Here is a 21398-nt window from a genome sequence, read left to right as displayed (position 1 = left end):
CGCTCGGGCCACGCCTGGCGCAATCGACGCGCGGCATGGTCACGAGCCCGCACGAGCTGGCGAGCGAGGCCGGGCTGGAAGTGCTGCGCGCGGGCGGCAACGCCATCGAGGCAGCCATTGCCATCGGCGCCGTACTGAGCGTGACGTATCCCCACTTCACCGGGCTTGGCGGCGACGCCTTCATGGTGATCAGCGATCGCGACGGCAACGTGCGCACGTTGTCGGGCATCGGGCAGGCGGCGGCCGACTTGCCGTCTTACAGCGGTGCGATTCCGGTGCGCGGCCCCGGGGCGGCGCTCACCACGGCGGCAACCGTCGCCATCTGGGACAAGGCCTTCGCGTTCAGCCGCAAGCAGTGGCAGGGTACGCAGCCGTGGTCGTCGCTGTTCTCGCGCGCGACCGAATATGCCGCGAACGGCTTTCCGGTCACACCGTCGCAACATTTCTGGCAGTCGTTCCGTGCGAATGACCTGGCGGGCTGGGACGGCTTTTCCTCCGTCTTCATGCCGGGCGGGCGTGTGCCGCAGGCGGGCGAACGGTTCCATCAACCGGCGCTGGCCCGCAGTCTCGACAGCATCGCCACGCATGGCGGACGCGAGTTCTACGAGGGCGATCTCGCGGGACGCATCGCGGCCGGACTCAAGAAAGTTGGCTCGCCACTGCGCGCAAGCGATCTCGCCCGGGCACAGGCGCGGGAGGAAGTGCCGTTGCGCGTGGCGTATCGAGACGGCGAGCTACTGGGGTTGCGTCCGCCGACGCAAGGCGTGACGACGCTCGAAATCATGGGCATTCTCAATCGCTTCGACCTCAAGTCGATGCCCGAGGGCAGTGCCGACTACTATCACGTGCTGGTCGAGGCGGTGAAGCTCGCCTTCATCGATCGGAATCGCTATGTGGCCGATCCGGACTTCGGCGACGTGCCGGTCGACCGCCTGCTATCGAGCGCAAATCTCGACGCGCATGCACGCAGCATCCACATGGACCGCGCCATGCCCTGGCCGCATGTCTACAAGACGGGTGACACCGTCTACATCGGTGCGGCGGACAGTCAGGGCAACTGCGTGAGCATGTTGCAGACCGTCTATTTCGACTGGGGCAGCGGAGTGGTGCTCGGCGACAGCGGCATTCTGTGGCACAACCGGGGCGCGGCGTTCAGTCTCGATCCGAAGAGTCCGAACGTGTTGCAACCGGGCAAGCGCCCGTTCCACACGCTCAATCCGGGAATGTACCTGAAGCACGGTCGCCCGGAACTGCTGTACGGCACGCAGGGTGCCGACGGGCAACCGCAGACACTCGCGGCCGTGCTCACGCGTTTGATCGACTACCAGATGGACCCCCTTACCGCGTTGCGCCGTCCGCGCTTCCTGCTGGGCAAGACGTTCTCCGATAGCCGCGACAGCCTGAAGCTTGAACAGGACGCCGGCGCGGACGTGTTCGCAGCACTCGCCGCGCGGGGTCACGAGATCAGTCCGCTGCCGCCACAGAGTCAGTTGGCGGGGCATCCGGGCGCGATCCGCATCGGGTCGCAAGGACAAATGACGGGCGCCCACGATCCGCGCAGCGACGGACGTGCCTTGGGCCTTTGATCGCAAACGTCGCGCGCCGTGGCGTGCGACGGTATGCCCGGCAGCGCAGTAAATCCCAGTTGCCGGGCGTTCGTCGCGCGTGATAAAAGGATTGCCATCCATCGTCAAAGTGAATACGTCACATGGCTGGCAGTGCGAAATCGAATCGACCGCTCTTCGATCTGGATCTGTTGCGCTCGATCATCATGGTGGCCGACTGCGGCAGCTTCACCACGGCAGCGGCGCGTCTGCATTCGACGCAGTCCACCGTGAGTCAGAAGGTGCGGCGTCTGGAGGACATGGTCGGCCACAAGCTGCTCGACCGCGGCAATCGCGAGGTGCACGCCACCGACGCAGGCGAGCTATTGCTCGGCTATGCCCGACAGATGCTCGCGCTCAACGATCAGATGATCGAGGCGCTCTCCGGGGCGGTAGTGGCCGTGACGGTGCGTCTGGGCGTGCCGGAGGACTTTGCCACCGGCGCCACCACGCAGGTGCTCGCGCGTTTCAATCGACAGTATCCGCAGGTCAAGCTCGAAGTCACCAGCGGCCTGAGCCGCGATTTACTGGGCAGCTACGATCACGGTGAACTCGATCTGGTGCTCGTCAAGCAACGTCGCAAAAGCCGTGAGGCCGTGGCATGCCGTCCGGAAAAGCTGGCGTGGATCGACAGTGCGAAACACCCGTCGTTCGGGCTCGATCCGGTGCCGCTCGTGACGTTTCCGACACGCGGACTCTATCGCGACGACATGATCCATGCGCTCGAATCGATGGGCCGCAACTGGCGCGTAAGCTTCACCAGTTCGAGCCTGAGTGGCATTCAGGGGGCCGTGGCCGACGGCATGGGGATCAGTCTTGTGCCGCCGCGTGCGGTGCTGCCGGGGCATCTGGTACTCGGGCGCGCACAGGGCCTGCCGGTCGTCGACACGTTCGAGCTGGCGATCTTCCACCGACCCACGGCCGATCCGATGGTGGTCGCGCTGGCCAAGGTGCTCGTCGGCATGCTGGAAACGAAAACGCGCGCGCCGAAGTGAACGGCACGCGCGTGAGATGCGCGGCAAGGCCCGGGCGCGCCGGGCCACAGATGCTTCGCCTTACTTCGGTTGGGCGCCCAACGTCAGCGTCATGTGGCGGTTCACGTCTTTGTACAGCAGGTAACGGAACGGGCCGGGGCCGCCGGCATAGCACGCCTGCGGGCAGAACGCGCGCAACCACATGAAGTCACCGGCTTCGACTTCCACCCAGTCCTGATTCAGCCGGTAGACGGCCTTGCCTTCGAGTACATAAAGGCCGTGCTCCATCACGTGCGTTTCGGCGAACGGGATCACGCCGCCCGGCTGGAACGTCACGATGTTCACGTGCATGTCGTGACGCATGTCCTGAATGTCGACGAAGCGTGTCGTGACCCAGCGACCGTCGGTACCCGGCATTGCGATCGGCTCGACGTCCTGCTCGTTCTTCACGAACGGCTCCGGATACGGCAGGCCTTCCACGGCCTGGTAGTGCTTGCGAATCCAGTGGAAGCGCGCGGGGTTCTGGCTGTTGTTGCGCAGTTGCCAGTCGGTCGCGGGCGGAATGAACGCATAGCCACCCGGCGTGAGCGTATTCGCCTTGCCCTGGATCGTGACGGTGATTTCTCCCTCGACGACGAACAGCACGCCTTCGGCCTTGTCGTCCTGCTCCGGCTTGTCGCTGCCGCCGCCTGCACCGACTTCCATGATGTATTGCGCGAACGTCTCGGCAAAGCCCGAGAGCGGACGTGCCAGCACCCACAGGCGTGTGTTGTCCCAGAACGGAAGATGGCTCGTGACGATGTCGCGCATCACGCCTTTCGGGATGACGGCATACGCTTCGGTGAACATGGCGCGGTCGGTGAGCAGTTCCGTTTGTGCCGGATGCCCGCCGTGCGGCGCGTAATACGTGGTCTTCGACATTGCTGATTGCTCCTGAGTCATTCTGTTTTTCTCCCCATCGCTCGTCGCCGGGCACCTTGGCTACGGTCTGCGCCTGGGGGCGCGCGCAGATCGCTTCACCTCGGGGCGACGAACGCGAACGGCACCGCCGCCTTGCGCAGGCGGCGGCGTCGCGCATGACAGTCAGGTCGGGGTGGACCCTGCTGTGTCCTGCAACAGGGCGGGGTCCAGCGCAAGTTGCGCCGGGCCGCCCCAATAACGTCCATGACGAATCACCGCTCGTGCCGCAGGGGCGGCGGCCACTGCCGCGGCAGCATTCGGCGCATCGAACACGATGAAGCTCGCTTCATTGCCCGCACGCAGGCCGTAGTCCGTCTTGCCGATGACGGCAGCCGCCGACTCGGTCGCCATGTCGAGCGCCACGAGCAGGTCGTCGTCCGTGTAGAAGCCGGAGCGATAGCCGATCAGCATGGCGCGCGAGAGCATGTCGCCATTACCGTAAGGCCACCAACTGTCCTGGATGTTGTCGTTGCCGGTGAACACGCGCACGCCCGCCTCGCGAAGTCGCAGAATCGGCGGGAAGGCACGGTCGCCAGGTGCGTTGGTCATGATCGCCACACCCGCGTCGGCCAGCGCACGGGCGATGGTGTCGAGTTCTGCGGGACCGATGTCGCCGAGCCCGTAGGCGTGGCTGACCGAGACGCGCCCCTGCAAACCTGCGGCCTGCGTGCGCGATGCAATGCGGTGCAATTGCGCGAGACCGATGTCGCCGGGTTCGTGCAGATGGATGTCGATCTTCGTGCCGTGCTTTTCGGCAATGCCGAAGACGACGCTCAATTGACCGTGCGGATCGCCGTCGAGCGTGGTCGGATCGATGCCGCCCACGACCTGCACGCCTTCGCGCACGGCCGCTTCGAGAACCTCGGCCGTGCCCGGGCAGGTCATCACGCCGGCCTGCGGAAACGCGACGAGTTCGATATCGAGCAGGTCGCGCCACTTCTCGCGCATGGCCATGATCTCGTGCAGATGCGTAAGACCGGTGCTGGCGTCGACATCGACATGGCAGCGCATGGCGAGCGTGCCGAACGATACCGTCTGGCGCATGAGCGCGTCGGCCCGTTGTGCCATCGGTGCGGCTGCGGCGATTTCCTGCTTTTCGGCGGCCAGACGTTCACGCAACGTTGATGCGCTTCGGTGCGGCCGCCAGCGGTCGCCGACAAAGCTCTTGTCCAGATGGATGTGGCCGTCGACAAAACCCGGCAGTACGAGTTTGCCCTGCAGATCGATGACCTGCGCGCCCGTCGTATCGGGCACTTGCGGGCCAACGTAGGTAAAGCGTCCGTCGCGCGAGGCGAGGTTGAGGGGGCTACCGTCGGCACCAACGGCGCCAACGAAAACGCGGTGAGTCATGGAACGGCCTCTAATACTGCCCGGGGCCTCGCTGGCGCTGCGTTCCGTGGGTTGGCGCAGCTGCGCCGCGGGGTCTCGTGGGGGGGTGAAACGGCGGGGAAAGACTTACAAGATAGCGAACCGATCGCACATCGACAAATTAAATATCAACATGGATAGCATTCGATTTCTGAATATCTGTCCGCCACGCCGTGTGCTCAAGGCACCACGATCGGCAGCAACCAGCGAAAGCGTCCTATCACGGCGGCGTCACGATCGGTGACGGTGGCCTCGACCTGCAATGACGTCGACCCGCTGGCCACGACGTCGGCTTGCCAGTAGGCATCGAGGGCAGGGCGCGGCACCGGTTGCTCGGGGGCAGCCGATTGCGGCACATAGCGCGTCGCGTCGGTGTTGACGTGCTGTTGCAGGGCGCTGAGCGGCGCGTCGTCCGTCAACGATAGCAACAGAAGTACGGCGTGCTCGCCACGCATGGCCAGCGGTGTCCAGCGCAGGCGCACGCAGTCGCCCGGCGACACGTCGATACGCCACGGGGCCCCCGACACGCCTTCGAGTGCCTCACCACCGGGCGCCACCGCGTAGTAGCCGCTGCCGTCGACGTCCACGGCGGCATCGGCCGCACCGGAATGCGCGTCCAGCAGCGTCACGGTGTCGATGACGATCAGGACGTCGGCTGCCGTGCCCGCATCGGGCGTCTTCGCGTGGGACATGGAAACTCCTCGTCGCATGTCGCCGATGCCGCGACCCGGCAAGCGCGCATGCGCGCAGGGAATCGCGGCCCGGCGTTCGTCAATGGTTGCGGATGGTGATGAACGGGTCCCACTGGTAGCAACCGCACAGGTTGCCGCCGCGATCGAGCACCATGAACTGGAAGTGATAGGTCACGCGCCCGGTCTTGAGCGTCTCGCACGACCAGAAGTAGTTGGAGCATTGCTGCTTCTTCGGCTTGGTCGGGTCGGGAGGGTTCGGCACCGGAATGATGACTTCGGCCTCACGCGGCGACGGCGGTGAAATCAGCTCGTTGCCCTGATTACCGACGAACTTGTAGAAGATGCACGACTGCTCGAAGCCGAGCGACAGCGAACATTCGCGCCAGCGGATGACGTCCCCGACCGTGGCGGCAACGTCAAGCTCGCCGCCTGCTTGTCCGCTCACCACGTTGCCTTGCGTGACGATCATGAACACGTGCTTGAAATCAATCATCGGCGGGTTCGACATGCTGGAATTCTTGCCATACCGGTCGACGATGGTCTTCGTGTCGATGCTGACCAGTACATCGGTGATTGCTGACATGGGTATCTCCATGAGAGACGCAGTGGAATGCCGTCGATTGAAGACGGCCACGAAGGCAACGGCGGATGCGCTGCCCGCGAAATGCGGAAGTGCATTTCACCGATGCAGGCTAGGTGGCGATGCGACGGCCTTCAACCACGCGCCGCGTGCGCTATATGGGTGACATCTGCCGCGCAAGGCGCGTCAGTCGTGGCGAGATGTGCCGCACGGGCGCGACACCAATTGACGATTTGGAGCGATTCAACGAATTCAGCCCATGCGCGCGCAGGCGGCATGGGCTGAGTCTTGGCGCATCGGCGTGACGTGAGTGTCAGGCGGGCGTGGGTGGGCGTGGATGGTCGCGAGTGGTCGTATTACGCGGGCTTGCGGTTGTGCTGCAGGCGTTCGAGTACGTGAATACTCAATCGGGCGGTGTGGCTGCGCATGGCGTTGTAGGCGCCCTCCGCATCGGAAGCGAGCACGGCTTCTACGACGCGTTCGTGTTCGTCGAACGACACCGTGAAGCGCTCCTCGACATCCGACTGGGCTGCGCGGAAGGGCGCCAGACGCTCGCGATGACTGTCGATGAGGGCCATGAGCGTCTTGTTCTGGGTGCCAGCGCTCAACAACTGGTGGAATTCGCGGTTAAGCGCGAGATAGCCGGCTTCGTCGCCGGCATCCATGCATTGCTTGCTCTGGACGTGGAGCATTTCGAGCTGCTTCTTTTGCATCGCGCTCATGCGTTGGGCACTCAGGCGGCAGCACAGGGCGTCGAGTTCGCACATGGCTTCGAGCATGTCGGAGAGATCGTCCACGCTGATGCTGGCGACAACACCGCCCTTGTGCGGTGTGAGCTCGATGAGGCCCCGTGCGTTCAATTCGCGCAGCGCTTCGCGAATGGGCGTGCGCGACGCCTTGAATCGCTCGGCCAGCGCGACTTCTTCCAGCTTCTGTCCGGGCGGCAGGCGTCCGTCGATGATCTCGCCGGTCAAAACGCGGCAGATTCGTGCGGCTATGGTTTCGGCCATGCTTGTCTATCTCGCTCCGTGGATGTGTTTTTCTGATCGGATTGTATACATGGGGATTATACGAGTATTTTTCGCTTGGATTACGCCCCGGCGCCGTGTTCGACGTGCTTCTTCCCGCAATCGAGACGTCTCGCAGTGATCAATGCATTCAAAAAGACGTTTTTGAATGCAATATGCTGAGATAGTATACATAAGCGTCTACCGGGTGTTCCGGCACGCACTGACATCTCATCCGAAGGAGACATTCCATCATGGCCAAACTGCGTCACATCGCGATTTCCGTCCCCGATCCCTGGAAGGCGGCCGAGTTCTACATGCAGGCATTCGATTTCAAGAAAGTCGGGGAGACGGATTCGTCGCTCGCGCGCGGCGTGTATCTGTCCGACGGGGTGATCAACCTGGCACTGCTCAACTACAAGAACGACGAGGCGGCGGGCGATCGCGGCCGCGAGTACGTCGGTCTGCACCACATCGGGATCTGGGTCGAGGACGTGGCAGCCACGCGCGAGAAGATCGAAGCGGCGGGCGGGCGTTACTACATGGGCGAAGTGCCGGTGAAGAGCAACATCTTCTACGAGGTGAAGTTCTTCGACCCGAACGGCGTGATCTTCGACGTGACGGCCCACGGCTGGGGCGGCGCCTCCAAAGACGGATCGAGCCGCGACGACGCGCCGAAGCTTCGCCACGAAGGACTCCAGGCCGACCGCACCGGCCTGTGATACCGCATTGCCCGATGTCGCCCGGCGCGCGCGACATCGCCTGACACCCCGCCGGCTGCATGGTGCCGGCGGCGGCCACCGTCCGTCAGGGGTAACCCGCTATAACAAAATCGCCCGTTTGTATAAGCAAATAGCAGTAGAAATTCAATTTCTTTGATATGTATAATCATTCGAAAGATTGTATACATACAACGGGCGAGCGGCAGACATCCCAAGCATATCGATAAGGGGGGCGCCGCAACATAAAACGAGAAATATCAGGAGACGGCATGAAGAAGCGAGTGTTGTGTGCATTGCTACTGGGCGCAATGCAGGGCGGAGCGTACGCGCAGTCTTCCGGGGGCGTCACGCTCTCGGGGTTTGTGGACCTGAATCTGGAGCAGTTGTGGGGTTCGGGGGCGAATGGCGGCAAGTCCACCCGTGTGTCGAGCGGCGGCCTGAACAACTCCCGCTTCAACCTGAGCGGCTTCGAAGACCTGGGCGGCGGCAACCGCGCATTCTTCACCTATGAACCGATGTTCTCGGCCAACAACGGCACGCAGTCCGCACAGGCGCGTCAGTCGTTCGTCGGCATGAAGGGCCCGTGGGGCGAGTTCTCGCTGGGCCGTCAGTTCACGCCGTCGTACTGGATCGCAGGCTACGCCGATCCGAGCTGGGCGGCGGACTTCAGTATGGTCAACAACATGCAGTTCTTCTACGCGTCGTATCGCGTGGACAACTCCATTCAGTACAACACGCCGCGCTGGAACGGCCTGATGGGCCGCTTCATGGCGACGACCGGCCTCGGCGACGGTACGCGCGCAGGCCGTTTCTACTCGGCCGGCATCGAGTACCGCAACGGTGGCATCTTCCTGGGTGCCGTATCCGAACTGCAGTACACACGCGACATTTACTCGTCGAGCCAGATCCGCTCGTCGCGCGATAACTACTTCTCGGCCACGTACAAGTTCGGCAGCGTCGAGCCGACCCTGATCTATCACACGTACAACGGCTATTACGCCTATCCGCCGTATGTCGCATTCAACGTTCGCGGCTGGGACATTCAGGCCGGCGTGCGTTATGCGCTGACCGATCGCCACCGCTTCTACGCGAGCTTCGTCCATCGTCAGGACGACGACAACAAGGCGCTCTCGAATGCCAATGGCTTTGTGGTTGGCTACATGTACGGCCTGTCCAAGCGCACCACGCTCTACGCGACGTATGCCCGCGTTCAGCACAGCAACGACACGACGGTGCACTACCCCGTGACGTTCCAGGTCACGCCGACCGGCACGCAGAACCCGTCGGGTGTGCAGTTCGGTATCCGTCACGCGTTCTGATCGGCCCCCGCCGACAGGCGCGGGGTACGAACAGAACAGGCAAGCCATACCCACGCAACACGCCGCCAGCGGCATTCACTGCGCTGGCGAGAAGACTTTTGAGACGAAGGAGGAAGACATGTTTCGCAAGCAGACACTCGGCGTTTCGTTGACCGCCACGGCCGTACTTGCGGCGCTCACGATGGCGCTCGCTGCCCACGCGTCGGCGCCGGAAGGCGCACCGGCGGCCGCACCGGCAGCGGCACCGGCCGATGCGCAACCGACGGGAACCCCCGGCACGCCGAACGTCAAGGACCCGTATCTGGCGGGCTGGCTGCGTCTGACCCCGGACCGCGAGCCCAAGCCGCTCAAGCCGGGCGTGGACTACGGCATGGACCCGGCGACCGGCAAGTTCATCTGGCCAAAGGCAACGCCCGAAGTGCACACGGGGCAGCGTTTCCCGGGTGAGCTGACCTACTGGGACAAGAAGAGCTACACGAAGAACGTGAAGGTGCTGGCGTTCTATCCGGGTGTGGATTCGCCATTCCACGCGTGGAACAACATCGCCGACTTCAACGGCAAGCGCTATCTCTACATTCATGACCGCGACTATCTGCGGATCATGGACGTGACCGATCCGGCGCACGGCAAGGTCGTCTATTCGAAGGGCGGCGTGTGGGGCCCGAAGGGATCGAGCGAGAAGTTCGATGCCAACAACGTGCACGACTATCTGGGCGGCGCCACCATCGTGTGGAACAAGAAGCTGGGCAAGCCGATCCTCGTCGCGTCGTTCGAAATCGGTCGCTACGGGCTGATGCAGGACAAGTCGAAGCAGCCGGACAAGGTCGCGGCACAGCGCAACTACAACTCGCTCAAGGGCTTCCGCGTCTATGAGATGAACGGCCCGCTGCCGTCGGACTGGAAGCTGATCGCCACGCGCACCACCGATTACCAGCATCCGAATGCGCCCATCGGTCAGCAGCAGGGCTCCGGTTCGCTCGACTCGCCTGAGTTCTACGGTGGCAAGTACATGATTCTGTCGGCGGCACCGGACGACAGCTACGCGCTCACCGAGTACCCGAACTATCTCTATTCGCCGGGCTATCAGGTGTGGGACATGTCGGATCCGGTCAATCCGAAGTTCCTCTCGCAGATCTCGGTGCCGGGCCAGATTCTCGGTAACGCGGAACACGAGCAGGCCTATCTGCAGAACGCACGCGCGGGCAACCGCACGTCGTGGATGGGCTCGCGCATGCCGATCTTCCTGCCCAAGCCGCTGGAGCAGGGCGGCAAGGTGGGCTTCGGCGCGATGGGTGGTCTGGGGCTGTGGTCGTTCGATCTCTCCGACCCCGCGCATCCGAAGGTGATGGGCAATGTGAATACGGCGCCGAGCTTCGCCGGTACGGAGTACGACAACGCCGACGTGAGCCAGTACGAGCGCACCGGTTACGTGCTCACGAGCGGCTACCCGATGAACCGCGATTGCTATGAGCCGTACAAGGACATCTTCGTGGTCGACGCACGCAACCCCGCGAAGATGAAAGTCGCGGCGAAGCTGCCGGAGCCGGAAGTGCCCGAAGGCGCGCCGTTCACGAGCTTCTGCCAGCGCGGCGGCAACTACGGTCCGAAGCGTTCGAACTCGATCGGACAGCCGGGTACCTGGCGTCAGGGCATTGTGCCGTACTCGTTCTACAACGCCGGTGTACAGATCTTCGACGTGAAAGATCCGGCCAAGCCGCACATTGCCGGTTACTTCGTGCCAGGTCTGGCCGATGAAACCGAACTGCCGGTCTACACGTTGGGCAAGGGCGTGTTCGCCATGTACACCGAGTACGACCGCAACATCATGTGGGCCTTTACCGAGAACGGCGCCTACGCACTGTCGAGTCCGTTGCTGGGCGAGCCGGTGATGGGCGCCCCGGCGAAACCCTGGCCGGCGCGGTAAGCAGCGCGGTAATCGATGCGTGACGGCGGCGCGAGTTATCGCGCCGTCGCCGCCGACGACTTCACCGGGCCTCCAAAGCGTGAAGTGTTGAAGCGGGCAACCTCCGATGGTCTCCCGGTTGCCCGCTTCTTTTTTATCGCAGCGCTTTGCGATGCGCGCCGGCGTCCGGGGCGTTGACGGCTGCCGGTAACGGTGCGCCCGCGACATGGGCGCGGACATTGGCCAGCAGCAAGTCGATCTGTGCCTGCAACGCGGCGGGCGAGCGGCCCGAGACGTGCGGCGTGAGTACCACGTTCTCGAGCATGCGCAGCGCCGAAGGGACGCCCGGTTCGTTCTCGAAGACGTCGAGCGCAGCACCGGCGATCACGTTGTCACAGAGGGCTTCGATCAACGCTGCGGTATCGACGACACTGCCACGCGCCACGTTCACGAGGAATCCGTTGGCGCCGAGCCGCGCGAGGACATCGGCATTCACGAGGTGATACGTGGCCGCACCACCGGGGCAGGCGAGCACGAGGAAGTCGCTGGCGTCCGCGAGCGATCCCACGTCGCCGAAATGCTGCCAGCGACAGTCAGGGCGTGACGTGCGCGTGTGATAGCCGATGGACATGCCGAACGCCTCGGCGCGCGTGGCGATGGCCCGGCCGATATTGCCCAGGCCGACGACGCCCAGGCGTGCGCCATTGAGTGTCGGGCGTGCCGCGCGATGTCTGGTCCAGCCGCCTGCCTTCACGGCGCGGTCGAGCGTTACGAGGCCGCGTGCGGCGGCAAGCATGAGGGCCAGCGCGTGATCGGCCACCGTCTCGCCGTTCGTATTGGGGGCATGTGCGACGACGATGCCGCGTGCGCTTGCGGCAGCCACGTCGATGCTCTCGTAGCCCGCGCCGAACGCGCAGACGAGTTCGAGCTGAGGTAGTGCCTGCATCTGTGCGGCGTTCAGACCGGTGGTGCCATTGGTCAGCACCACGCGCACCGACGACGCCACGGGCGCGTCTTCGAGGCGCTCCTCGCCGAGATCGACGTCGTGCAGACGCAGGCCCGCGGCGAGCAATTGTGCGCGGACCGACGGTTCGAGCGGGATCAGGTTGATGAGGTCGAGGGGGTGGGAAGCATCGGTCATGGCGGCGTTAATCGTCTCGGTCGTTAGGATTGAAAAATAAAATACAAATCAGTTGCTATGTATACATATGCTATGTATTGTATCTTCACATAGCAATCAAAAAGACAACCGATGCGTGAAAAGCGATGTCGGTTCCCGGATGGAAGACAAGGAGGAAGGTGTGACCTGGTTTGGTATTGCAACTTATGAGTCGCTGGCGCCGGGTGCAGGCGCTGCCCGCCGCACGGCGCTGGTACAACACGGTCGTCTGTACGACATGGAAGCGGTGCTGCGTCTTGTCGAGGCAGGTGAGGCACTGCTTGCGGCACAGGATCTGACGGCACTGCTCACGGACTGGTATGTGCACGGCGAGGCCGCGTCGGCGGCGCTGCGCAGCGCCATCGATGCCGGCGTGCCCGCCAAGGTTGGCGCGCTGGCGACTGGCGACTACCGGCTGTGCGTGCCGTATCAGCCGGGTCGGATCTTTGCCACGGCGTCGAACTACTACGAGCATGCGCGAGAAATGGGCACCCAGCTCGCGCCGCGCAGCGAAAGCTCGCCGTACATGTTCATGAAGGCGGAAACGAGCGTGACCGCGACCGGCACCGACGTGGTGCTGCCCCCGCACGCCGAGCGGGTGGACTGGGAGGTCGAGCTTGCGGTGGTGATCGGTCGTCCGGGACGTCATATTCCGGTCGAACAGGCGCATGACTGGATCGCCGGATACACGGTCATCAACGACGTGAGCGCACGGGACCTGAACCGCCGCACCGACTATCCGTTCACGCACGACTGGTTTCGCGGCAAGAGTTTCGATACCTTCGCTCCTCTGGGGCCGTGGTTTGTGCCGCGCGACGTCATTCGCGATCCCCAGAACCTGCGCATGACGCTGTCGGTGAACGGCGAAATGATGCAGGACGACACGACGGCAGGCATGATCTTCAACATTGCGGAGCAGATCGCCTACCTGTCCGGCATTCTCACGCTCAAGCCCGGCGATCTGATCGCCACGGGCACGCCGACCGGCGTGGGCATGGGACGCGGCGTGTATCTCAAGGCGGGTGACGTGATGGTGGCGGGGGTCGAGGGCATCGGTGCCATCGAGAACCGCGTCGTGGCACAGCGCACATAACAAGGACCGTTCGTGTGGCGGTCAGGAGGAGGCAGCAAATGCAGCAGTGGCAGTTGGCAAGGCGCTGGTGGACGGCGCTCGCATGCGCCGGGACGCTTGGCGCAGTCGGCGCAGGCGCACTGTGGGCGACACCGGTCGCCGCGCAGGAGAAAGTGAAGTTCAACCTCTCATGGCTGCCGCAGGGCAGTACCGGCGGCGTGATCGTCGCCATCAACAAGGGCTACTACCGCGAAGCCGGGCTCGACGTCTCGGCCATCGTGGGGCATGGCGGCCAGCGCACGGTCAACGAGGTCGACCAGGGCCTGTTCGAATTCGGCTACGGCGATCCGATCAGCGTGATGCTCAATCGCGCACAGGGCGGCAAGACGAAGATGATCGGTTCGATCAACGCGGTCTGGCCCGGTGCGATCTGCTATCTCGCCAAGCCCGGTCGCACCATCGCCAAACCGGCGGATCTCAAGGGGCTGTCGATGGGCGGCGGCGGTGCCTCACCGTTGCAGAACATCGTCCCCGCATGGCTCAAGGCCAATGGCCTGCCGCCGAACTCGGTCAAGCTGCTCCGGCTCGATCCGTCGACCATCAACCCGTCGTTCCTGCAGGGCCGCGTAGACCTGACCGAATGCTGGGAAGGCGCGAACCTGCCGGTGCTCAAGTCGCTGGCGTCGAAGCAGGGCCGCGAAATCGGTTCGCTGCGCTATCGCGACTTCGGGCTCGACATGGTGGGTAACGGCATCGTCACAACCGAGAAGATGATCGTCGAGAAGCCGGACGTGGTGCGCCGTTTCGTGCAGGCGACGTATCGCGGCTACGCCTGGATGCGCGAGCACCCGGAGGAATCTGCCGGCGTGATCGTTTCGCAATACCCGATGCTCGACAAGCAGGTCATGACCGAACAGATTCGTCAGATCGGCGTGCTGGAAAACGGTAGCGAAACGAAGGGACACAAGCCGGGCTGGCTGCCGGTGCCTCGCATGGAGTCCACCGCGAAGTTCGTGCGCGACGCGTTCAATCTGGCGCCTACGCTCAAGGCGACCGACCTCTATACCAATCAGTTCGTCGAGTGAGCGCGCTCGCACCAAAGCCATACAAGGAGTGGAGATGACAAGTCCCAAACCCAAACTCAACCCGAAGCGTCTCGGCCATCTGGTGCTGGTCGTGCGCGATATCCAGAAGTCGGCAAAGTTCTATACCGAAGTGCTGGGCCTGACGGTCTCCGACTGGATCGGCGACCAGATGGTGTTCCTGCGCGCCGCGAGCGATCACCACGATCTCGCGCTCTCGCAGATTCCGAAGGATTCGCCGGATATCGACGATCTGCCGCGCTACAGCCGCCCCGGCATGGAGCACTTCTCGTATCTCGTCGACAGCGTCGAGGAGATGGAGCAGGCGGTCGAGGTGCTGCGCGCGCATGACGTCGAGATTGTGCGCGGCATCGGCCGCCATGGCCCGGGCGCCAACTACTTCCTCGTGTTCAAGGATCCGGACGGCAACAACGTCGAGCTGTATTGCGAGATGACGCAGATCGATGCTGCGCATCCGTACGAGGCGAAGGTGTGGGAGCGCAATATCGAGAGCTTCGACCGGCTCCGCTTCGAGCGTTTCGTCGTGCCGCCCCCGCCGGGCATGGTCAAGGAGAAGTCGGGCGGCAAGGCCTAGCGAAGTACGCATCCGGAGGAGACATCGAATGAAACGTATCGCACAGACGATCGTATTTTGGGGCGTACTGCTCGCCCTGTGGGAAATGGCGGTCACCTACTTCAAGGTGCAGTCGTATCTGATGCCGCCGCCGTCGGCCATCTTCCGCGCGGCGTGGGAGGTGCATCCGCAGATGCTGGCCGACACGTGGGTCACGACCGTCGAAGTGCTGACCGGTTTCGTGGCGGCCGTGGCGGGCGGACTCGTGATCGGTGTGGTCATCAGCTACAGCGCCTTCGCGCGCCGCACGCTTTATCCGCTGGTCACGGCGCTGCAAAGCATGCCGAAGATCGCACTCGCACCGCTCATGATCGTGTGGTTCGGGTACGGCTTCGGCTCGAAGCTGGCGTCGACCTTCCTGTTCGCCTTCTTCCCGGTCGTGGTGGCGACGATGGGCGGACTGGCGTCGGTCGCGCGCAATCTCGACGAGCACTTCCGTGCGCTGGGCGCGAGCCCCTGGGATACGTTCTGGCGCCTGTATTTGCCCGCAGCGCTACCCGCGTTCGCCGACGGCCTGAAGATCGCCATGCCGCTCGCGGTCATCGGGGCGATCGTCGGTGAGTTCATCGGCTCGGAAGAAGGTCTGGGCCATCTGATCGTGTTCGCGTCGGCGGCAGCCCGCACGGATGTGATGTTCGCAGCCATCCTCATGGTGACGCTGCTCGCGGTGGTGCTGTACTGGGCCATCGAGCGTCTGGCGCGCTTTGTCTGGTGGCGGGGGATCAACGTATGAGTCAGGTAACGGGTACGGTCGCACAACTCCATCCGTCGCGCACGGTGCAATCGCCGGACGACGCCTCGGGGGCAAATCCCGCACCGCAGAGCGCGAACACGATGATCGAAGTGCGTCACATCGACAAGACGTTTGCCGCGAAGCAGCGCAAGGGCACGCCGGTGCGCATTCTCGACGACGTGTCGCTCTCCATTGCCGACCAGGAGTTCGTGTCGATTCTGGGCGCGAGCGGATGCGGCAAGAGCACGCTGTTGCGCATCGTGGCGGGGCTCGTGCCTCACGACGGCGGCGAGGTGCGTGTTGCCGGGCAGCGCGTGTCGCGTCCGGTGCCGGAGATTGGCGTTGTCTTCCAGACGAGCAACATGTTGCCGTGGCTCACCGTGCGGCAGAACCTGCTGCTCGGCACGCAACTGCGCAAGATCCCGAAGGAAAAGAGCGAGCCACGCGTGAGCGCCTTGCTCGAGATGCTGGGTCTTGCCCAGTTCGCCGAGCACCATCCGCACGAGTTGTCGGGCGGCATGCGCCAACGCGCATCGATCGGGCAGATTCTGGCGCTGGAACCGAAGGTGCTGCTCATGGACGAGCCGTTCGGCGCGCTCGATGCGCTCACGCGCGACAACCTGAACGTCGAATTGCTGCGCATCTGGCAGGAGCATCGGCAGACGGTGCTGCTTGTCACGCACAGCATCGAGGAGGCGGTGTTCCTCTCGGATCGCGTGATCGTGATGTCGGCGCGGCCCGGCAAGGTACAGCAGGAGGTCGTGATCGATTTGCCGCGTCCGCGTTCGCCGCAGACGATCAAGCAACACCCGCGCTACGCCGGATACATCGCGCAGCTCTCGCAGTTGATGGGAGTCTATTGATGGATGCCGAGTGGAAAGTCGCGCGGGCGCTCATGCGTGTGTTGGGGCCCGATTGGGCGCGCGACATCGCGGCCGGGCGACGGGCGGTACTCGACACCTACACGCCGCTGTTGGCCCGGGCACCGCATGACGGCTACGTCGTCGTGCGCGACCTGGCCTACGGCCCGCATGCCCGGCACCGCCTTGACGTGTATCGTCCGGCGGTCGCCGCTGGTGCGCCGGCGCCGGTCGTGGTGTTCGTGCATGGGGGCGGCTTCGTGCGCGGCGACATGAATGCCAATGCCGAGATCTACGGCAACGTGCCGCGTTACTTTGCGCGTCATGGCTGCATCGCCGTGAATGTCGAATACCGGCTGGCTCCGGAAGCGCCGTTTCCCGGCGGTGCGGACGATGTGGCCGCCGCCATGCGCTGGATTCGCGGGCATCTTGGCGAATACGCGGGCGAGGGCGCTGCCGATCTCTCGCGCATCCTGCTGATCGGCCACTCCGCAGGCGGATCGCATGTGGCGAGCTATCTCTGCGACCCACGCGTGCGGCCGGTGCAGCCGGAAGTCGCGGCGACCGTATTGATCAGTGCACGGCTTCGCGCCGACGTGTTGCCCGACAACCCGAATGCGCCGGGTGTCGTGGCCTACTACGGCGACGATCCGCTGCGCTACGAGGCAGACGCGCCAATGGCGCACGCTCTCGACATGCCAGTACCCGCGATGATCGTCGTCGCCGAATTCGAGAACCCGCATCTCGATACGTACGCGCTCGAATTCGCGCACAAGCTGGCGCAGCGTGACCGGCGCGCGCCGAGATTCCTTCAAGTGCGCGACCACAATCACACGTCGGTCGTTGCACACATCGACTCGGGCGACGACTCGCTCGGCCGGGAAATCCTGCAATTCCTGCACGAAATCAACCCATCGCCCTGATGCGGTCCACGCCTGCCTGACAGGCGGAGCCACTCGGCCCGGCACAGGCAGCGTCGTTCATCTCTCTCCCTCTTAGGAACTGTCATGGTCGATCACGAATTGACCGGGGCGTTTGCGCCCGTCGTCACCCCGTTTCATGCGGATATGACGCCGGATGCCCCCCGTTTTGTCGCGCATTGCGAATGGTTGCTCTCTCACGGCGTGGGCCTGGCCCCGTTCGGCACCAACAGCGAGGCGAACTCGCTCGATACCCGAGAGCGCATGACGTTGCTCGACCATCTGGTCGAGCGCGGCCTCGACGTTCGTCGCATGTTGCCCGGCACCGGGTGCTGCTCGCTGCCCGAGACGGTTGCGCTCACGCGTCATGCGCTCGGGCACGGCTGCGCCGGGGTGCTCATGCTGCCGCCGTTCTTTTACAAGGGCATCACCGACGACGGGCTATACGACTACTACGCACGTGTGATCGAGCAGGTGGGCGATACGCGTTTGCGCGTGTATCTCTATCACATCCCTGCGCTGTCGGGCGTGCCGATCACGCTGCCCGTGATCGAGCGCCTGATTCGGGACTTTCCGCAGACCGTGGTCGGCATCAAGGACAGTTCGGGTGACTGGAACAACCTGAATGCGATGCTCGACGCGTTCCCGGGCTTCGGCATCTTCCCGGCCTCGGAGTCTCTCGTTTCGCGTGCCTCGGCCAAAGGTGCGAAGGGTTGCATCTCCGCGACGGTCAACGTCAACCCGCAAGTCATTGGGCGTCTGTGCCGGGAATGGGCGGGCGACGAGGGCGCAGCGCTTCAGGCCCAGGCCGATGCCGTGCGCAGCATCGTGCAGTCGTTCCCGATGATTCCGGCGCTCAAGGCGGTGTTGGCCACGCATCGCGACGATCTGTCGTGGCAGCGCGTGCGTGCACCGCTCTCGCAACTGACGGGCGACCAACATGCGCGGCTGCACGCGCAGTTGGCCGCTTGCGGTTTCACGTTGCCGGGCTGACGGCCATGCGCGGCGCGTTGCGGGATCGGAAGTCACGTCGTGGTTTGCCGCGTCGGGGTTCGGCGCGCGCCGGTGTCGGCCTGCCGGTGAAACTGCTGGCATCGGCACTCATGACAGGGGGCATCGGCGCATGCGAAGTCGCGCAGGCGCAGGTGCAGATCTATGGGCATCTCACGCCGATGATGGACTGGGTCAGCGTGAGCGGGCGGCAGGTGCCGGCGTCGGCGCCGCGCCCGACACAGGCACCGGCGGGGGCGATCAATTCCCCCGAGTTGAGCGGCACACGCATGCTGTCGAGCATTTCCTACTTCGGTATGCGCGGCAGGGAGGATCTGGGCGACGGCTATGCCGCGATCTGGCAGATCGAGACGCCCATCGCGTTCGACGGCAAGTCCACCGGGTCGATTGCGGGTCGCAACTCGAACGTCGGGCTCAAGGGGCCGTTCGGTACGGCGTTCATGGGCAACTGGGACACACCGTACCAGTGGTCGACGCTCTCGGTCGGCTCGCCGGTGCGCAATCCGTACACCGGTGACCTGAGCACGATCCTGAGCAATCCCGGATTCAACATTCCGAACACGACCACGCAGTCCGGGCGCGTGAACAGTCCGGCGGACGCTACGTTCAATCGCCGTCAGGGCAACAGTCTCCAGTACTGGAGTCCGGAGTGGGCGGGGCTGCAACTGCGGCTTTCCTATTCGCTATCGAACGGCTCGGTCACGACACCGGCAGGCGACATCTCGCCGCAGGTGTTCGGCGCCGGACTGGAATACGTGAACGGCCCGCTTCGTGTGCGCTATGCGTACGAGATGCACAAGGACTACTTCGGGCTGGCGTGGCTGGGGGCGCCCGCGTCGGGCAATCCGTCGACGCCGGGATCGCGGGCCACGGGCTCGCGCGACGACGCCCACAAGGTCCTGATCGTCTTCACCTATGCGAACACCAAGTGGGTTGCGGGTTGGGACCGGCTGACGTATCGCACCGACGACGGCACCAACGGCAACCTCAACCGGTACCGGCGCGATGCCGTCTACGCGATGGTGCAGCACTGGTTCGGCGGTGGCCGTCATTCCGTATGGCTCGGCGGCGGCTATGCGATGGACGGCGCGTGCGCGCGCACCGGCGGCGTGTCGTGCAGCACCGACGGCCTCGGCGCGACGCAGCTCAACCTCGGTTATCGCTACGACTTCTCGAAGCGCACCGACGTGTACCTCGCGTACTACCAGGTCATCAACCGCGCGTGGGGCAGCTACGGCTTCTCCCCGCGCCCGAACTTCGGCCCCGGCAACGGCAGCGCGCCGCCGGGGGCGCATTACCGGGGCATTGGCTTCGGCATCGAACACAGCTTCTAAGCCACGAATTTCCACGCGCTTTCACGAATTTTTGATTTACAGGAGACGAACTTGAGTACAACACAACCGGGCTTCGACAGCATTGTCGAGCGAGAAAAGGGACTGCACCGCGGCCTGAGCAGCGGGCAGCTATCGATGATTGCAATTGGCGGGGCGATCGGCACCGGCCTGTTTTTGGGCAGCGCGTTCGCCATCGGCTTTGCGGGGCCGAGCGTGATGTTGAGTTATGCCATTGGCGGCGCCATTGCGTTGCTGCTGATGGGATGTCTGGCCGAGATGACGGTCGCGCACCCGACATCCGGGTCGTTCGGCGCGTATGCCGAACATTACATAGGGCCGCTGGCGGGCTTCCTGGTGCGCTACGCGTACTGGTCGTCGATCGTGTTTGCAGTGGGCACGGAAGTCACGGCGATTGCCGTGTACATGAAGTACTGGTTCCCGGCGGTGCCGGGCTGGTACTGGATCGTGGGCTTCTCGGTGGGTCTTATCGGCATTAACGCCGCGAGCGTGAAGGTGTTCGGCGCCGTCGAGTATGCGTTCTCGATGCTGAAGATCGTGGCCATCGTGGCCTTCCTGATCCTGGGGGCGTACATCGTCTTTCGCGCCCCGGTCGAGAGCGGCATCGGCTTGAGCAATTACACGTCGCATGGCGGTTTCTTCCCGAAGGGCGCATGGGGCATGTGGGTCGCGGTGATCGTGTCGATCTTCAGCTATCTGAGCATCGAGATGATTGCCGTGGCAGCCGGCGAGGCGCAGGATCCGCAGCGCGCGATTACACGGGCGTTTCGCGCGACGATGTTCCGTCTGGTGTTCTTCTACCTGCTTACGCTGGCGCTGACGTTGGCGATCGTGCCGTGGAATGCGGCCGGCGAAGACGGCAGTCCGTTCGTCAAGGTGATGGCTGCCACGCATATCCCGGGCGCCGCAGGCGTCATCAATCTGGTGATTCTGGTTGCAGCGCTTTCTGCGATGAACAGTCAGCTCTACATCACGACACGCATGATGTTCAGCTTGTCGCGCGCCGGATATGCGCCGCGTCGCTTTGGCGAGGTGAGCCGCAACGGCGTGCCGGTGGCGGCGCTCATGCTCTCGACCATCGGGATCGCGCTGGCGGTGGCGCTCAACGTGCTCGCGCCGCAGGCGTCGTTCACGCTGATGATGTCCGTCTCCATGTTCGGCGCGATGTTCACGTGGCTGATGATCTTCGTCACGCACCTGTATTTCCGCCGCGCACATGACGCCAAGTCGCTGTCGTTTCGCATGTGGGGTTATCCGTATGCGAGTCTGGCGGGGGCCTTGCTCATGCTCGCCACGCTGGTCACGACGTACTTCACCGACGAGTTTCGCATGACACTGGTCTACGGTGTGCCGTTCGTGGTGGCGCTGACCGTTGTGTACGTGGTGTGGTATCGCCAGCGGGCGGGTGTGGCGGCTACGCGAGCGCAGGGGCAGAGTCACTGATTC

General features: G+C 64.0%; 20 protein-coding genes. 14 read left to right on the top strand and 6 right to left on the bottom strand.

Annotated elements, in window-relative coordinates:
* Positions 1–35: 35 nt before the first annotated feature.
* Together ABWO90_RS00465 and ABWO90_RS00460 are read left to right on the top strand one after the other, a co-directional pair.
* A complete protein-coding gene (locus ABWO90_RS00465; RefSeq protein WP_502922529.1) occupies positions 36–1586 on the top strand; it encodes a gamma-glutamyltransferase family protein in 1551 nt (516 codons plus the stop codon).
* A 122-nt stretch (positions 1587–1708) separates the two neighbouring features.
* Positions 1709–2599 (top strand): LysR substrate-binding domain-containing protein, encoded by an 891-nt coding sequence (locus tag ABWO90_RS00460; protein ID WP_353189231.1) that lies wholly within the window; start codon positions 1709–1711, stop codon positions 2597–2599.
* 60 nt (positions 2600–2659) lie between these two features.
* Here the strand turns inward: ABWO90_RS00460 and ABWO90_RS00455 are convergent, their stop codons facing one another.
* The 5 genes from ABWO90_RS00455 to ABWO90_RS00435 all read right to left on the bottom strand — a co-directional run bounded on the left by ABWO90_RS00455 (position 2660) and on the right by ABWO90_RS00435 (position 7188).
* Positions 2660–3499: a bifunctional allantoicase/(S)-ureidoglycine aminohydrolase gene (locus ABWO90_RS00455; protein WP_353189230.1), complete on the bottom strand. Its 840-nt coding sequence runs from the start codon at positions 3497–3499 to the stop codon at positions 2660–2662.
* Between the two features lie 162 nt (positions 3500–3661).
* Entirely contained in the window at positions 3662–4888 is a 1227-nt protein-coding gene (locus tag ABWO90_RS00450; RefSeq protein ID WP_353189229.1) for an amidohydrolase family protein, read from the bottom strand.
* 197 nt (positions 4889–5085) lie between these two features.
* Positions 5086–5598 (bottom strand): AidA/PixA family protein, encoded by a 513-nt coding sequence (locus ABWO90_RS00445; RefSeq protein WP_353189228.1) that lies wholly within the window; start codon positions 5596–5598, stop codon positions 5086–5088.
* Positions 5599–5677: 79 nt separating this feature from the next.
* The gene (locus ABWO90_RS00440) at positions 5678–6181 is read right to left on the bottom strand and encodes an inclusion body family protein (protein WP_353189227.1); all 504 of its coding nucleotides are present in this window, start codon (positions 6179–6181) and stop codon (positions 5678–5680) included.
* Between the two features lie 353 nt (positions 6182–6534).
* On the bottom strand, positions 6535–7188 hold the full coding sequence (locus tag ABWO90_RS00435) for a GntR family transcriptional regulator (protein WP_353189226.1): 654 nt from the start codon (positions 7186–7188) through the stop codon (positions 6535–6537).
* A gap of 251 nt (positions 7189–7439) precedes the next feature.
* Between ABWO90_RS00435 and ABWO90_RS00430 the strand changes: the two genes are divergently transcribed.
* The 3 genes from ABWO90_RS00430 (at position 7440) to ABWO90_RS00420 (ending at position 11150) form a co-directional block, all read left to right on the top strand.
* Positions 7440–7907: a VOC family protein gene (locus ABWO90_RS00430; protein ID WP_353189225.1), complete on the top strand. Its 468-nt coding sequence runs from the start codon at positions 7440–7442 to the stop codon at positions 7905–7907.
* A 269-nt stretch (positions 7908–8176) separates the two neighbouring features.
* Positions 8177–9226 carry a porin gene (locus ABWO90_RS00425; RefSeq protein WP_353189224.1) on the top strand — a complete coding sequence of 350 codons (1050 nt, stop codon included), beginning with the start codon at positions 8177–8179 and terminating at the stop codon, positions 9224–9226.
* Positions 9227–9344: 118 nt separating this feature from the next.
* Positions 9345–11150, top strand: coding sequence for an LVIVD repeat-containing protein (locus tag ABWO90_RS00420; protein ID WP_353189223.1), 1806 nt, complete (start codon positions 9345–9347; stop codon positions 11148–11150).
* A gap of 133 nt (positions 11151–11283) precedes the next feature.
* On the opposite strand, the gene ABWO90_RS00415 is transcribed toward ABWO90_RS00420, so the two are convergent.
* Positions 11284–12270, bottom strand: coding sequence for a 2-hydroxyacid dehydrogenase (locus tag ABWO90_RS00415; protein WP_353189222.1), 987 nt, complete (start codon positions 12268–12270; stop codon positions 11284–11286).
* Between the two features lie 160 nt (positions 12271–12430).
* Here ABWO90_RS00415 and ABWO90_RS00410 point away from each other — a divergent pair, with 160 nt between their 5' ends.
* From ABWO90_RS00410 to ABWO90_RS00370, 9 genes are all read left to right on the top strand, one after another.
* A complete protein-coding gene (locus ABWO90_RS00410; RefSeq protein ID WP_353189221.1) occupies positions 12431–13381 on the top strand; it encodes a fumarylacetoacetate hydrolase family protein in 951 nt (316 codons plus the stop codon).
* Positions 13382–13419: 38 nt separating this feature from the next.
* Positions 13420–14445 carry an ABC transporter substrate-binding protein gene (locus ABWO90_RS00405; RefSeq protein WP_353189220.1) on the top strand — a complete coding sequence of 342 codons (1026 nt, stop codon included), beginning with the start codon at positions 13420–13422 and terminating at the stop codon, positions 14443–14445.
* Positions 14446–14479: 34 nt separating this feature from the next.
* A complete protein-coding gene (locus ABWO90_RS00400) occupies positions 14480–15037 on the top strand; it encodes a VOC family protein (protein ID WP_353189219.1) in 558 nt (185 codons plus the stop codon).
* A 28-nt stretch (positions 15038–15065) separates the two neighbouring features.
* Positions 15066–15809: an ABC transporter permease gene (locus ABWO90_RS00395; protein WP_353189218.1), complete on the top strand. Its 744-nt coding sequence runs from the start codon at positions 15066–15068 to the stop codon at positions 15807–15809.
* 101 nt (positions 15810–15910) lie between these two features.
* Positions 15911–16672, top strand: coding sequence for an ABC transporter ATP-binding protein (locus tag ABWO90_RS00390; RefSeq protein WP_502922528.1), 762 nt, complete (start codon positions 15911–15913; stop codon positions 16670–16672).
* Positions 16672–17592, top strand: a complete 921-nt coding sequence (locus tag ABWO90_RS00385; protein WP_353189216.1) for an alpha/beta hydrolase — start codon at positions 16672–16674, stop codon at positions 17590–17592. The genes ABWO90_RS00390 and ABWO90_RS00385 overlap by 1 nt, the downstream gene beginning before the upstream one ends.
* 84 nt (positions 17593–17676) lie before the next feature.
* Positions 17677–18582: a dihydrodipicolinate synthase family protein gene (locus ABWO90_RS00380; RefSeq protein WP_353189215.1), complete on the top strand. Its 906-nt coding sequence runs from the start codon at positions 17677–17679 to the stop codon at positions 18580–18582.
* A complete protein-coding gene (locus ABWO90_RS00375; protein WP_353189214.1) occupies positions 18558–19934 on the top strand; it encodes a porin in 1377 nt (458 codons plus the stop codon). Before ABWO90_RS00380 ends, ABWO90_RS00375 begins: the two co-directional genes overlap by 25 nt.
* A gap of 51 nt (positions 19935–19985) precedes the next feature.
* Positions 19986–21395, top strand: a complete 1410-nt coding sequence (locus ABWO90_RS00370; RefSeq protein WP_353189213.1) for an amino acid permease — start codon at positions 19986–19988, stop codon at positions 21393–21395.
* Positions 21396–21398 lie beyond the last annotated feature (3 nt).

Source organism: Pandoraea pnomenusa, from assembly GCF_040391475.1.
GTDB classification, from domain to species: domain Bacteria; phylum Pseudomonadota; class Gammaproteobacteria; order Burkholderiales; family Burkholderiaceae; genus Pandoraea; species Pandoraea pnomenusa_C.
The sequence above is the reverse complement of the archived record's forward strand: the minus strand, read 5'-3'. Positions and strand labels throughout refer to the sequence as shown.

What these genes read in the sequence shown, in the direction of transcription:
- ABWO90_RS00425 (WP_353189224.1), top strand. Translation starts at nt 8,177, where the DNA reads ATGAAGAAGCGAGTGTTGTGTGCATTGCTACTGGGCGCAATGCAGGGC.
- ABWO90_RS00420 (WP_353189223.1), top strand. Translation starts at nt 9,345, where the DNA reads ATGTTTCGCAAGCAGACACTCGGCGTTTCGTTGACCGCCACGGCCGTA.
- ABWO90_RS00465 (WP_502922529.1), top strand. Translation starts at nt 36, where the DNA reads ATGGTCACGAGCCCGCACGAGCTGGCGAGCGAGGCCGGGCTGGAAGTG.
- ABWO90_RS00385 (WP_353189216.1), top strand. Translation starts at nt 16,672, where the DNA reads ATGGATGCCGAGTGGAAAGTCGCGCGGGCGCTCATGCGTGTGTTGGGG.
- ABWO90_RS00440 (WP_353189227.1), bottom strand. Translation starts at nt 6,181, where the DNA reads ATGTCAGCAATCACCGATGTACTGGTCAGCATCGACACGAAGACCATC.
- ABWO90_RS00450 (WP_353189229.1), bottom strand. Translation starts at nt 4,888, where the DNA reads ATGACTCACCGCGTTTTCGTTGGCGCCGTTGGTGCCGACGGTAGCCCC.
- ABWO90_RS00445 (WP_353189228.1), bottom strand. Translation starts at nt 5,598, where the DNA reads ATGTCCCACGCGAAGACGCCCGATGCGGGCACGGCAGCCGACGTCCTG.
- ABWO90_RS00460 (WP_353189231.1), top strand. Translation starts at nt 1,709, where the DNA reads ATGGCTGGCAGTGCGAAATCGAATCGACCGCTCTTCGATCTGGATCTG.
- ABWO90_RS00400 (WP_353189219.1), top strand. Translation starts at nt 14,480, where the DNA reads ATGACAAGTCCCAAACCCAAACTCAACCCGAAGCGTCTCGGCCATCTG.
- ABWO90_RS00390 (WP_502922528.1), top strand. Translation starts at nt 15,911, where the DNA reads ATGATCGAAGTGCGTCACATCGACAAGACGTTTGCCGCGAAGCAGCGC.
- ABWO90_RS00415 (WP_353189222.1), bottom strand. Translation starts at nt 12,270, where the DNA reads ATGACCGATGCTTCCCACCCCCTCGACCTCATCAACCTGATCCCGCTC.
- ABWO90_RS00380 (WP_353189215.1), top strand. Translation starts at nt 17,677, where the DNA reads ATGGTCGATCACGAATTGACCGGGGCGTTTGCGCCCGTCGTCACCCCG.
- ABWO90_RS00430 (WP_353189225.1), top strand. Translation starts at nt 7,440, where the DNA reads ATGGCCAAACTGCGTCACATCGCGATTTCCGTCCCCGATCCCTGGAAG.
- ABWO90_RS00395 (WP_353189218.1), top strand. Translation starts at nt 15,066, where the DNA reads ATGAAACGTATCGCACAGACGATCGTATTTTGGGGCGTACTGCTCGCC.
- ABWO90_RS00435 (WP_353189226.1), bottom strand. Translation starts at nt 7,188, where the DNA reads ATGGCCGAAACCATAGCCGCACGAATCTGCCGCGTTTTGACCGGCGAG.
- ABWO90_RS00455 (WP_353189230.1), bottom strand. Translation starts at nt 3,499, where the DNA reads ATGTCGAAGACCACGTATTACGCGCCGCACGGCGGGCATCCGGCACAA.
- ABWO90_RS00405 (WP_353189220.1), top strand. Translation starts at nt 13,420, where the DNA reads ATGCAGCAGTGGCAGTTGGCAAGGCGCTGGTGGACGGCGCTCGCATGC.